12 protein-coding genes are annotated in these 12,213 nt (G+C 68.6%); all 12 read left to right on the top strand.

Annotation, left to right across the window (positions count from 1 at the left end):
* Genes MCHLDSM_RS29315 through MCHLDSM_RS29260 form a run of 12 tightly spaced genes read left to right on the top strand, consistent with a single transcriptional unit; the run spans position 1 to position 12,212 of the window.
* Complete coding sequence (locus MCHLDSM_RS29315) at positions 1–603, top strand: NADPH-dependent FMN reductase (protein WP_048473304.1); 603 nt, start codon at positions 1–3, stop codon at positions 601–603.
* On the top strand, positions 600–1,451 hold the full coding sequence (locus MCHLDSM_RS29310) for an alpha/beta fold hydrolase (protein ID WP_109788972.1): 852 nt from the start codon (positions 600–602) through the stop codon (positions 1,449–1,451). Before MCHLDSM_RS29315 ends, MCHLDSM_RS29310 begins: the two co-directional genes overlap by 4 nt.
* Entirely contained in the window at positions 1,448–2,278 is an 831-nt protein-coding gene (locus MCHLDSM_RS29305) for an SDR family NAD(P)-dependent oxidoreductase (protein ID WP_048473303.1), read from the top strand. Before MCHLDSM_RS29310 ends, MCHLDSM_RS29305 begins: the two co-directional genes overlap by 4 nt.
* 53 nt (positions 2,279–2,331) lie before the next feature.
* Entirely contained in the window at positions 2,332–2,985 is a 654-nt protein-coding gene (locus MCHLDSM_RS29300) for a TetR/AcrR family transcriptional regulator (protein WP_407661901.1), read from the top strand.
* A 1-nt stretch (position 2,986) separates the two neighbouring features.
* The gene (locus MCHLDSM_RS29295) at positions 2,987–3,187 is read left to right on the top strand and encodes a ferredoxin (protein ID WP_048473301.1); all 201 of its coding nucleotides are present in this window, start codon (positions 2,987–2,989) and stop codon (positions 3,185–3,187) included.
* Positions 3,184–4,416, top strand: a complete 1,233-nt coding sequence (locus MCHLDSM_RS29290) for a cytochrome P450 (RefSeq protein WP_048473300.1) — start codon at positions 3,184–3,186, stop codon at positions 4,414–4,416. Before MCHLDSM_RS29295 ends, MCHLDSM_RS29290 begins: the two co-directional genes overlap by 4 nt.
* Before the next feature lie 36 nt (positions 4,417–4,452).
* A complete protein-coding gene (locus MCHLDSM_RS29285) occupies positions 4,453–5,622 on the top strand; it encodes an amidohydrolase family protein (RefSeq protein WP_048473299.1) in 1,170 nt (389 codons plus the stop codon).
* Positions 5,622–6,884 (top strand): M24 family metallopeptidase, encoded by a 1,263-nt coding sequence (locus MCHLDSM_RS29280; protein ID WP_048473298.1) that lies wholly within the window; start codon positions 5,622–5,624, stop codon positions 6,882–6,884. Before MCHLDSM_RS29285 ends, MCHLDSM_RS29280 begins: the two co-directional genes overlap by 1 nt.
* Positions 6,881–8,017, top strand: coding sequence for a M24 family metallopeptidase (locus MCHLDSM_RS29275; RefSeq protein WP_048473297.1), 1,137 nt, complete (start codon positions 6,881–6,883; stop codon positions 8,015–8,017). Before MCHLDSM_RS29280 ends, MCHLDSM_RS29275 begins: the two co-directional genes overlap by 4 nt.
* A 10-nt stretch (positions 8,018–8,027) precedes the next feature.
* Positions 8,028–8,996 (top strand): enoyl-CoA hydratase/isomerase family protein, encoded by a 969-nt coding sequence (locus tag MCHLDSM_RS29270; protein ID WP_048473296.1) that lies wholly within the window; start codon positions 8,028–8,030, stop codon positions 8,994–8,996.
* Entirely contained in the window at positions 8,989–11,400 is a 2,412-nt protein-coding gene (locus MCHLDSM_RS29265) for a CaiB/BaiF CoA-transferase family protein (protein ID WP_048473295.1), read from the top strand. The genes MCHLDSM_RS29270 and MCHLDSM_RS29265 overlap by 8 nt, the downstream gene beginning before the upstream one ends.
* Before the next feature lie 5 nt (positions 11,401–11,405).
* Positions 11,406–12,212, top strand: a complete 807-nt coding sequence (locus tag MCHLDSM_RS29260) for an SDR family NAD(P)-dependent oxidoreductase (RefSeq protein WP_048473410.1) — start codon at positions 11,406–11,408, stop codon at positions 12,210–12,212.
* The last annotated feature ends 1 nt before the right edge of the window (position 12,213 follow it).

Below are 12,213 nucleotides of genomic sequence, written 5' to 3'. Positions count from 1 at the left end.
ATGGTGAGCACGCGAACTACCAGCGATAGACCGTTCATCGTCGGCCTGGGTGGAACCCTGCGGGCCAACTCCTCGACCGAGCGAGCACTGCGTCACTGCCTGGCGGCGGTGGAACGGCAGGGTGGCCGGACCCGCCTGTTCGCCGCGGAGGAACTCGACCTCCCGATGTACGCCCCCCACGAACTCGAACGCACCCCGCGCGCACTCGAACTGGTGAAGACGCTGCGCGACGCCGATGCGGTCGTCGTCGGATCGCCGGGCTACCACGGCGCGGTGTCGGGTCTGGTCAAGAACGCCCTCGACTACATCGAGGACCTGCGCGAGGATCCCCGCGTCTACCTCGACAACACGCCCTGGGGATGTATCAGTTGCGCCTACGGGTGGCAGGCGGCGGTCGGCACGCTGACCCAGCTGCGCAGCATCGGCCACGCCCTGCGCGCCTGGCCGACACCGCTAGGCGTCGCGATCAACTCCGCCGAACCGGTCTGGGACACCTCGGGCGGCCTCGCCGACACCGACCAGGGCAGAGCCGTCGCCAACCAGCTCGACCTGCTGGCCACCCAGGTGCTGGCGTTCGCGCACACGAGCAGGGAATCGGCGTGATCGGTCGCCACACGGTGCTGGTCGACGGCCTGCTCACCAGTTATCTCGAGGCAGGCCAGGGTGATCCGGTGGTACTGCTGCACGGCGGAGAGTTCGGCGCCGACGCGTGCCTGGCGTGGGAGCACACCATCGGGACCCTCGCGCAGCGTCACCGGCTGCTCGCGCCCGACATGCTGGGCTTCGGAGGGTCGGCCAAGGTGGTCGACTTCACCGACGGGCGCGGCATGCGGATCCGCCACATCGCGCGCTTCTGCGAGGTGCTCGGAGTGGAATCGGCCCACTTCGTGGGCAATTCGATGGGTGCGGTGAACCTGCTCGTCGACATGACGTCGGAGGCGCCGGTGCTGCCGGTCCGCAGCCTCGTGGCCCTCTGCGGCGGCGGAGAGATCCAGCGCAACGAGCACGTCAGTGCGCTCTACGACTACGACGCGACACTCGAGGGTATGCGCCGCATCGTCGCGGCGCTGTTCCACGATCCGGCCTATCCCGGCGACGAGCAGTACGTCCGGCGCCGATACGAATCCAGCATCGCGCCGGGTGCCTGGGAGTCCTTGGCTGCAGCACGGTTTCGCCGTCCGGGCCTCGCAGCGCCTGCCACGCCGAGCACCGCCCGCGCCTACGACCGCATCGCCGTCCCGACGCTGATGGTGGAGGGCGGCAGCGACAAACTACTGCCGCCGGGCTGGGCCGCGCAGATCGCCGCCCAGATCGGGCAGGGCCGATCCGCGGTGATCGACGATGCCGGGCACTGCCCGCAGATCGAGCAACCCGCGGCCGTCAACGCCCTGCTGTCGGACTTCTTCGCCGGGGTACCGCCCCGCCGAAGGTCAGGGGGAGAGCACAGATGACAGAACTGGCGGGCAAGGTCGCGATCATCACCGGGGGGTCGTCAGGGATCGGGCGCGGTATCGCCGAGCGATTCGCCGCCGAGGGAGCCGCGGTCGTCATCGCCGACGTCCGCGACGAGGACGGCGAGGACCTTGTCGCCGAGCTGACCTCCGCCGGTGGCACTGCACATTTCCGGCACACCGACGTCGGAGATCAGGCGCAGGTGCGCGAACTGGTCGAGACGACCGTCAGCGCCTTCGGTGGCCTGCACGTGATGGTCAACAACGCCGGTATCTCGAGCCCGCTCAGGAAGGGCCTCTTCCACGAGGATCTCGAGGAATTCGACCGCGTGATGCGCGTGAACCTGCTGGGGGTCATGGCCGGCACCCGCGATGCGGCACGCCACATGGCCGAGCACGGTGGCGGTTCGGTGATCAACCTCGGATCCATCGGCGGCATCCAGGCCGGCGGCGGGGTGTCGACCTACCGCGCCTCCAAGGCCGCCATCATTCACTTCACCAAGTGCGCGGCGATCGAACTGGCGCACTACGAGGTCCGCGTCAACTGCATTGCGCCGGGCAACATCCCGACACCCATTCTGGCGTCGTCGGCCACCGCGGAGGACCGCGAACGCCTGGAGCGCTTCGAGGCGCGGATCCGGGCGCAGATGCGTGACGACCGCCCGCTCAAACGGGAGGGCACCGCAGACGACGTGGCGGAGGCGGCTCTGTACCTCGCCACGGACCGGTCCCGGTACGTGACCGGCATCGTGCTGCCCGTCGACGGCGGGACCGTCGCGGGAAAGGTGATCGTGCGGAAGCCGGCGGCGGAGAGGCCGTCGCCGTGACCCAATTAAATCAGTCGCTTGACTTAGTGAGTGTGGCCCGGTTCACTGAGGTGGTGACCACTGCGCGGACCGTGCGTGCCGACCGGGCCTCGAGCACGCAAGAAGCGATCCTGAAGGCGGCCGAACGTCTCTACGCCGAACACGGGGTGTTCGCCGTGTCCAACCGACAGGTCAGCGAGGCCGCCGGCCAGGGCAACAACGCCGCCGTCGGGTATCACTTCGGCACCAAGGCCGACCTGGTGCGCGCCATCGAGCACAAGCACCGCGGCCCGATCGAGGAACTCCGCGAGCAGCGCATCGCCGCGATCGGCGACTCCACCGACATGCGCGACTGGGTGGCGGCGCTGGTGTGCCCGCTGACCGATCACCTTGCCGAACTGGGGAATCCGACGTGGTACGCGCGCTTCGCCGCGCAGGTGATGACCGATCCGGCCTACCACAACATGATCGTCAAAGACGCGCTGTCCTCGTCGTCGCTGGTGCGGGTGCTCGACGGCATCAACGGATGCCTGCCCGATCTGCCGGTCGAGGTCCGCGTCGAACGCAACATCATGGGCCGCAACCTGCTCATGCACAGCTGCGCCGAACGCGAGCGACTGCTGGCGCAGGGGGCGCCCGTCGCGCGGCCGTCCTGGCAGGGAGCCGCATCGGGTCTCATCGACGCGATCGTCGGGCTGTGGCATGCGCCGGTGACGGAGGTGCCCTGACGTGAAGGTGACCGTCGACCAGGACCGGTGCGTGTCCTCGGGTCAGTGCGTGCTCAACGCCGGCGAGGTCTTCGACCAGCGCGACGACGACGGCGTCGTCGAGTTGCTCATGCCCGAGCCGGGACCCGAACACATCGACCAGACCCGCAAGGCCGCGGCCGCCTGCCCCGCCCTGGCCATCCACCTCGAGGAGCACGGATGACGGAGACGCTGACCGAGGAAGCGGTGTCGGCCGCTCCCGAGTACCCGATGGAGCGCTCGGCGGGCTGCCCGTTCGCCCCGCCCGAACCGATGCTCGAGATGAACCGGACCAAACCTCTCTCGCGCGTGCGGATCTGGAACGGCACCACCCCCTGGCTCGTCACCGGACACGAGGCGGCCAGGACGCTGTTCGCCGATTCCCGGGTCAGCGTCGACGACCGGCGGGAGGGCTTCCCGCACTGGAACGAGCACATGCTCGCGACGGTGCACAAGCGGCCCCGGTCGGTGTTCACCTCGGACGCCGAGGAGCACACCCGATTCCGGCGGATGTTGTCGAAACCCTTCACGTTCCGGCGCGTCGAGGCGCTGAGGCCGGTGATCCAGCAGGTCACCGACGAGTGCATCGACGCGATCCTCGCCGGTCCGCAGCCGGCCGACATGGTCGCCCAGCTGGCTCTGCCCGTACCCACCCGGGTCATCAGCGACATGCTCGGTGTGCCCTACGACGACCACGAGTTCTTCCAGGAGCACGCCAATGCCGGGCTCGCGCGGTACGCGGCCGCGGACGCCATGCAGAAGGGTGCGATGAGCCTGCACCAGTACCTGGTCGATCTCGTCGAGGAGAAGCAGGCCCACCCCGCCGAAGACGCCGTGTCCGACCTCGCCGAGCGCGTCACCGCGGGCGAGATCAGTGTCAAGGAGGCCGCCCAGCTGGGCACCGGGCTGCTGATCGCCGGCCACGAGACCACCGCGAACATGATCGGCATCGGCATTCTCGCGCTGCTCGAGAATCCGGAACAGGCTGCGCTGCTGCGTGATTCCGAGGACCCCGCGTTCATCGCGAACGCGGTCGAAGAACTGATGCGCTACCTGTCCATCATCCAGAACGGCCAGCGGCGGGTCGCGACCGAAGACATCGAGATCGCCGGTGAGACCATCAGGGCGGGGGAGGGCATCATCATCGACCTCGCGCCGGCCAACTGGGACGCGGCGGCCTTCCCCGCGCCCGACACGCTCGACTTCAACCGGGACGCAGGCCAGCAGCTCGGCTTCGGTTACGGCAGGCACCAATGCGTCGGGCAGCAGCTCGCCCGCGCCGAACTGCAGATCGTGTTCACCACGCTGCTGCGCCGCATGCCCGCGATGACGCTCGCCATCCCGTTCGACGAGGTGCCCTTCAAACACGACCGCCTCGCCTACGGCGTCTACGAACTACCGGTGACCTGGTAGTCACCTCGAGTCCACAGCCCGATTGGAGTACCGACGATGTCCACCCCCGTAGCCACGCTCTACCCGCCCGAAGGTTTCGGCGCTCCCAAGAACCGGCAGGGTCACTTCCCGAGGGAGGGCCTCGCCGATCTTCCCCGGGACACCGTGATCTTCTCGGCCGACAACCACATCTCGGTCGCCGACGACATCTTCTACGAACGCTTCCCCGAGGAGCTCAAAGGCGCCGCTCCGCGGATCTGGTACGAGGACGGCGCCTACATGGTCGGCATGAAGGGCAAGGCGTGGACCGGTGGTGACTTCGGCCGGGTGCTGATGCAGTACGACGATCTCGCCGGCGCCGCGTCGAACAACATCGACGCGCGCATCCGCGAGCTGAAGGAAGACGGCATCGACAAGGAGCTTGCGTTCCCCAATGCGGTGCTGGCTCTTTTCCACTACCCGGACAAGTCCCTGCGCGAGCGGGTGTTCCGCATCTACAACGAGCACATCGCCGATCTGCAGGAGCGCTCCAACGGGCACTTCTACGGCGTCGGGCTGATCAACTGGTGGGATCCCGCCGGAACCAGGACCACCCTCGCCGAGCTGAAGTCACTGGGGCTCAAGACCTTCCTGCTGCCGCTGAATCCGGGCAAGGACGACGACGGCAACATCTACGACTACGGAAGCACCGACATGGACGCCGTGTGGGACGAGATCGAGGCGGCCGGTCTACCGGTCAGCCACCACATCGGCGAGACGCCACCGAAGACGCCGTGCCAGAACAACAGTGTGGTCGTCGGCATGATGGTCAACGTCGACTCGTTCCGCGAGCAGTTCGCCAAGTACGTGTTCTCCGGCATCCTCGACCGACACCCCGGTCTGAAGATCGGGTGGTTCGAAGGCGGCATCGCGTGGGTGCCGACCGCGCTGCAGGATGCCGAGCACATGTTGGCCTCCTACCGCCACATGTTCAATCACGAACTCCGGCACCCGGTGAACCACTACTGGACCAACCACATGAGCGCATCGTTCATGGTGGACCCATTGGGCCTCGCGCTGATCGACAGGATCGGCGTCGACAACGTGATGTGGTCCTCGGACTATCCGCACAACGAGAGCACATTCGGCTACTCGGACAAGTCTCTGGCGTCGGTGGTGGACGCCGTCGGCGCGGAGAACGCGGTGAAGATCGTCAGCAGCAACGTGCAGAAGTACCTGGGCATCTGATGACCACCCTCGCTCCGTCGTGGACGGCGGGCGTCACCGCCGCCGACATTCCCGACCTTCCCGACCGCGGCAGGATGTACCGCGAGTGTGGTGCCAGGTTGCGGGCGACGATGAAGGACAAGGGCGTCGACGCGCTCGTTCTGCTCGGCAACGGCAACGTGGTCTACGCGACCGGGGCGAGCTGGCCGCTGCTCGACGCCGGCCTCTCCCACGTCGAACGCCCGATCGCCGTGGTGCTCGCCGACGACGAGCACCCCCACCTGTACATGCCGTTCCGGGAGGGCAGTTCGTTCGAGTCCGAGGTACCCGCCGATCATGTGCACGGACCTCTCTACCTCGAATTCGACGAGGGCGTACTGCATTTCGCGTCGGAGCTCGCCGGGTTGTTGCGCGCGGGCGGGCACGTCGCCGTCGACGAACTGACCGGCGCGATGCGCCGCAACGCCGGCCGGCTGTTCCCGGCCGGGCCTCCGTCGGATGCCGCCCAGGTGATCGGCCCGGCCAAGCTCGTGAAGACCATCGACCAGGTGGCGGCCATCCGCAAGGCATGCCGGATCACCGAGGAGGCCGTCGTCGACGTGCAGAAGTCGCTGGCGCCCGGAGTCCGCCAGATCGACCTGTCCGCGGCATTCGTCCGGCGAGCGTTCGAACTCGGTGCGACCGCCAACATGCTCGAGGCGATCTGGCAGGTGATGCCCACCTCCAAAGCCGAGGGCACGTGGACCACCACCGGAGATCTCGCTCTGCCGCTGCTCACCACCGAGCGGGCGCTGGCCCGCGGCGATGTGCTGTGGACCGATGTCAGCATCACCTACGAGGGATACTGCTCGGATTTCGGGCGCACGTGGCTGGTCGGTGAGGAGCCCAGCGCGCGTCAGCAGGAGCAGTTCGCCACCTGGCGGCACATCCTCGACGCCGTGCTGGCGGTCACCCGCGCCGGTGCCACCTGCGGTGACCTCGCGCGCGCCGCGATCGCCGCCAACGGGGGCGTCAAGCCGTGGCTGCCGCACTTCTACCTGGGGCACGGCATCGGCACCAACGCCGCCGAGATGCCCATGATCGGAACGGATCTCGGCCAGGAATTCGACGACAACTTCGTCTTCCCCGCCGGCATGGCGCTGGTTCTCGAACCCGTTGTCTGGGAGGACGGGACCGGCGGCTACCGCAGCGAGGAGATCATCGTGATCACCGAGGACGGCTACCTGCCGATCACCGACTACCCCTACGCACCCTACGGAGACACGATGGGCGCTCGCGCATGACCGATGACGTCCTCCCCGACGACTTCGCGCTGCGGATCGGCCGCCGCGAACGCGCCCTGGCCGAGATGGCGGCCAACGAGCTCGACATCCTGGTGCTCGGCAGGCAGGCCAACGTCCGCTACGTCACCGGGGCGCCCCAACTCTGGGTCGCCGGCACCCGCCCGTTCGCGCCGATCTGCGTCGTGGTGCGGGCCACCGGGGAGATCCATCTGAACAGCAGCTGGGACGAAGGGATGCCCGAGGAGATCGGGCACGACCACCTGTATGGGCTGGCGTGGAATCCGATGACACTGATCGACGTCCTCAAGAACATCGACGGGGCAGCGGACGCGAAACGCGTCGGAACCGACGCGCTGTCACCGACGTTCGGTCAGCTGCTCCCGATGGCCTTCCCGAACGCCGAACTCGTCGACGGCGAGGTCGCGATGCGGGCCGCGCGCCGCATCAAGACCTCGGAGGAGATCGGCGCGCTACGCGGCGCCCTGCACGTCGCCCAGGATGCGCTCGCCGCGGCGGTCGCCGGACTGACGGCGAAAACCACCGAGCAGGCGCTGACGGGGATCATGCTCGAGGCCATGGCCGCGGGTGGCGTGAGCACGTCGGCCACGCAGGACGGCGCGTGGATCACGCCGCGGGAACACTCGTGGCGGGTGGGTCCCCGCGACCGGCGTATCGCCGAGGGGGATCTCGTGGCGTTCGCCGCGGGCGCGCTGGCGGGCGGCTACGTGGGCGAGGTCGGACGGACCTGGCCCGTCGGTGACGTCGAGGGTGCCGATGCGCTGTTCGCGCGCTCGGACCGACTGTGGGACAGCCTGTTCGAGGCGTGTGGGCCGGGAGCGTCGGCGAGCGCGCTGTTCGGCGCGTACGAGTCCGTCGGCGAGTCGCTGCCGCCGATGCCGGTGGCGCACGGACTGGGCCTGGGATTCGACCCGCCGGTGATCTCCCCGGACCTCGCGCAGACCTCGGCTGACGAACGGCTCGACCCGGGCACCGTGCTGGCCGTCACGGCCTACGTGTGGGAGGCCGGTGTCGGCGCGGTGTTCCGACGCGATGCCGTGCTGATCACCGAGGACGGCCCTCAGATGCTCACCGACAGTCCGCTGCCGGCGCAGGCCACTGCCGGAATCGGCTGACGCGCAGCCGATGTCGAGCACCGTCCGACCTTCGCCCGAGGAGATCATCCTCTACACGAAGGACCCGACGACCAAGATCGCCACGATCACCTTCAACAGACCCGACTACCTCAACGCGCCGACGTCGGCGGCGCGGCTGCGGTATGCCGACCTGCTGCGTGCGGCCACCGTCGACAACGACGTCAAAGTGGTCGTCATCCGCGGCGTCGGAGACGATCTCGGCAGTGGTGCAGACCTTCCCGAGTTCATGGAGGGCCGCGACGACCCCTCCGCACGGCTGGCCGAGTTGCGGCTCGAGGACGACGGGGTCGGTGAGGTCACCTATCCGCCGACGGGCACCTTCCGCAATGGCGCGACGATCAGCGCCTGGTATGCCAATGTGGCGGCCGGCAACCGCCCGCTGCAGGAGCTGAAGAAGATCAGCATCGTCGAGGCCAAGGGATACTGCTACGGCTGGCACTTCTATCAGTGTGCGGACGCCGATCTCGTCATCTCCTCGCAGGACGCACTCTTCGGGCATCCGTCCTTCCGCTACTACGGCTGGGGCCCCCGGATGTGGACATGGGTGCAGATGATGGGCCTGCGCAAGTTCCAGGAGATGGTGTTCACCGGCCGGCCGTTCACCGCGGCCGAGATGTACGACTGCAACTTCCTGAACAAGGTCGTGCCCAGGGAGCAGCTCGAAGCCGAGGTGGACAAGTACGCGCGGTCCTGCGCGCGCAACCGTCCTGTCGACACCGTGTTCCAGCAGAAGATGTTCTTCGAGATCTTCAAGCAGCAGCAGGGCGAGTACATGGGCAGCCTACTGGCGGCCTTCTTCGAATCCATGGGCAGCGGCGCGGTCAACGACGGCGACGACTTCGACATGAACGAGGCGATCCAACGGGGGCTCGGCGACGCCGTCAACGACAACGACCTCAGATTCCCTCCCGAGTTCCGGCTCAGCAAGTCCAACCGCGCCCGGGACGGCGATGCCTGAGCACCCGCTGTCCGGGTACGTCGTCGTCGATCTCTCGACCGGCATCGCCGGCGCCTACTGCACGAGGCTGCTGGCCGACGGCGGCGCCGAGGTCGTGAAAGTCGAACCACCGGAGGGTGATCCGCTGCGGTCGTGGTCGGCGTCGGGGGCCGACATCGGCGACGGCAACGACGGCGCCCTGTTCTCCTACCTCGCCTGCTCCAAACACAGTGTGGTGGCCGACCCCGATACGGACGCCGGGCTCGTCGACACCCTGCTCGCCGGCGCGGACGCGGTGGTGTGGTCACGCGGCCCCGGCATCGCCGGCGCTCCCCGGTTCGGGCCTGTCGACATCCACCGCAGACATCCGCACCTGACGGTCACCGCGATCACGCCGTTCGGCCTGGACGGACCCTGGAAAGACCGGCCCGCCACGGAATTCACACTGCAGGCATGGTCGGGTGGGATCGTCGGCCTCGGCCGCGGCACACCCGACCGCGCGCCGGTCCACGTCGGCGGGCAGGTCGGTGACTACCTGGCCGGCGCCTACGCGAGCGCTGCCACGTTGGCGTCGCGGATGCGGGGCGGTGCGGAGCTGATCGACCTGTCGATGCTCGAGACGTCGATCCTCGGCCTCACCTACTATCCCGTCACCTATTTCGCGATGCTCGGTAGGCCGTGGCGTGACGCACGGCGGCTGACGGTGCCCGGCATCGCCCGCGCCAAGGACAGTCTCGTCGACATCGGCTGCGGCACCGCCCAGCAGTGGTTCGACCTGTGCGCGATGACCGGCCACGTCGAGTGGATCGACGAGGAGTCGCCGCTGACCATCACCCAGCAGGCCACCGAGCACGCCGACGATCTGTACGCGTGGGTGGCGGACCAGACGGTGGACGAGATCCGGGACCTCGCCACCGCGTTCCGGATCCCCAACGCGCCGGTCGCCAACGGCGCCAACGTCGAACGGCTCGACCACTATGTCGAGCGCGGATCGTTCCTCGTCAATCCGCGCGACGGATTCACCCAGCCGGGCCACCCCTATCGCATGGCCCCTGCGGCGCTCCGGCCGCCGGCGCCCGCCCCGCGCCTCGGCGAACACACCGAGGCCTACCGTGCGCGGAATAGCGTTCCGGGTCGCGATCGGGGCGATTCCACAGCCCGGAATGCGCCTCCGCGGCGGGAGGGTCTGCCGTGTGCGGGGCTGCGGGTGATCGACATGACGACCTTCTGGGCCGGCCCGAGCTGTACCCACCTCCTGGCGATGCTGGGCGCCGACGTCATCCATGTCGAATCCACCCGCCACCCCGACGGCACCCGGCTGATCGCCGGCATCCCCGCCTCCGAAGAGCTGTGGTGGGAGCGTTCACCGATCTTCTCCGGACTGAACACCGACAAACGCGGCGTGACGCTGAACCTGCAGCACCCGACCGGCCGCGAACTGCTGGGCCGTCTGATCGCGACCGCCGACGTGGTCGTCGAGAACTTCACCCCGCGCGTGCTCGAGAGCATGGGCCTGACCTACGAGGCGGTCAAGGCCATCAAGCCCGACATCGTCATGGCCCGCATGCCCGGGTTCGGGCTCGACGGTCCGTGGCGCGACAACCCGGCCTTCGCCTACGTCATCGAGGCGGCCGCCGGGATCAGCTGGCTCACCGGCTATCCCGACCTCAATCCGTTCGAGCCCTACTCGGTCGGTGACCCCAACGCCGGGATCCACGCGCTCAATGCGATCCTGCTGGCGCTCGAACACCGCCGTGAGACCGGCGAGGGTTCGCTGGTCGAGGCGGCGATGGTCGACGCGGCACTCGCCGTCGCCGCCGAGCAGGTGATCGAGTACTCGGCCTACGGTGCGCTGCTGCAGCGCACGGGCAATCGCGGACCGTCCGCGGCGCCGCAGAATCTCTACCGCACCAACGAGACCGACGAATTCGGCCGTGCAGACACCTGGGTGGCGCTTGCCGTGGAGACCGACGAACAGTGGGAGGGTCTGCGCGAGGCGCTGGGCAGCCCGCCGTGGGCGATGTCCGACGAGTTGAGAACCGCCCCCGGCAGGCGCGCCCAGCACGATCTTCTGGACCGTCACCTGGCCCGGTGGTGCGGCGACCGCGTCGGCGACGACATCGTGGCGACGCTGTGGGACCACGGTGTTCCGGTCGGCAAGGTCATGCAGCCACACCGGCAGACGGAACTGCCGCAGCTGTCGGCGCGCGGGTTCTTCGAGACGGTCGCACACCCGGTGAACCCACCTGCGCCGCACAGCACCCTGCCCTTCCGCTCCAGCCGGGGTCCCGAGCGCGTACACACCACGCCGGCTCCGCTCCTGGGCGAGCACAACGCCGACGTGCTGCGCGAACTCGGACTCGACGACGACGAGATCGGCCGCCTCGTGGCCGACGGCATCATCGGCACTGCGATCGCCCGGTGACCGTCATGCCCATCGCGCCGTCGGACATCCTGCTCACCGGCCGGGTCGCCGTGGTGACCGGCGGCGGCGCGGGCATCGGCCGCGGTATCGCCCAAGGCCTGGCTGCTTTCGGGGCGTCGGTGGCCATCTGGGAGCGCAATCCCGACACGTGCGCGGCGGCGGCCGACGAGGTCGGCGGCCTCGGCATCGTCGTCGACGTGCGCGACGCCCAGGCAGTCGATGCTGCGCTCGCTCGCACCGAGGCCGAGCTGGGGACCGTCTCGGTACTGGTCAACAATGCCGGCGGGACCTTCCGGTCGCCACTGCTGGAGACAACCGAGAACGGCTGGGATGCGTTGTATCGCAGCAATCTGCGCCATGTGATGCTCTGCACGCAGCGGATCGCACGGCGGCTAGTGGCCGCAGGCATGCCGGGAAGCGTCGTGAACATCACCTCGATCGAAGGTGTCCGTGCCGCACCGGGCTACGCCGCCTACGCGGCGGCGAAAGCCGGCGTGATCACGTACACCAAGACCGCGTCGTTCGAGCTGGCGCCCCACGGTATCCGGGTCAACGCGCTCGCCCCCGACGTCACCATGACCGAGGGTCTCGCCGGCATCGCTGCCGGAGAGCTCTCCGGGGACGTCGGCGGAGTTATCCCCATGCGCCGAGCCGGGACGGTCGACGAGATGGCCTCCGCCGCAGTCTTTCTCGCATCGGACATGTCGGCGTACATCACCGGCCAGACGCTGCACGTCGACGGCGGCACCGAGGCCGCCGGCGGCTGGTACTTCCACCCGCGTACCGGAGCGCCGACGCTGGGACCCTCCTGAA

Source organism: Mycolicibacterium chlorophenolicum (assembly GCF_001044235.1).
Lineage (GTDB): Bacteria > Actinomycetota > Actinomycetes > Mycobacteriales > Mycobacteriaceae > Mycobacterium > Mycobacterium chlorophenolicum.
This window is presented reverse-complemented; position numbering and strand designations above follow the sequence as displayed.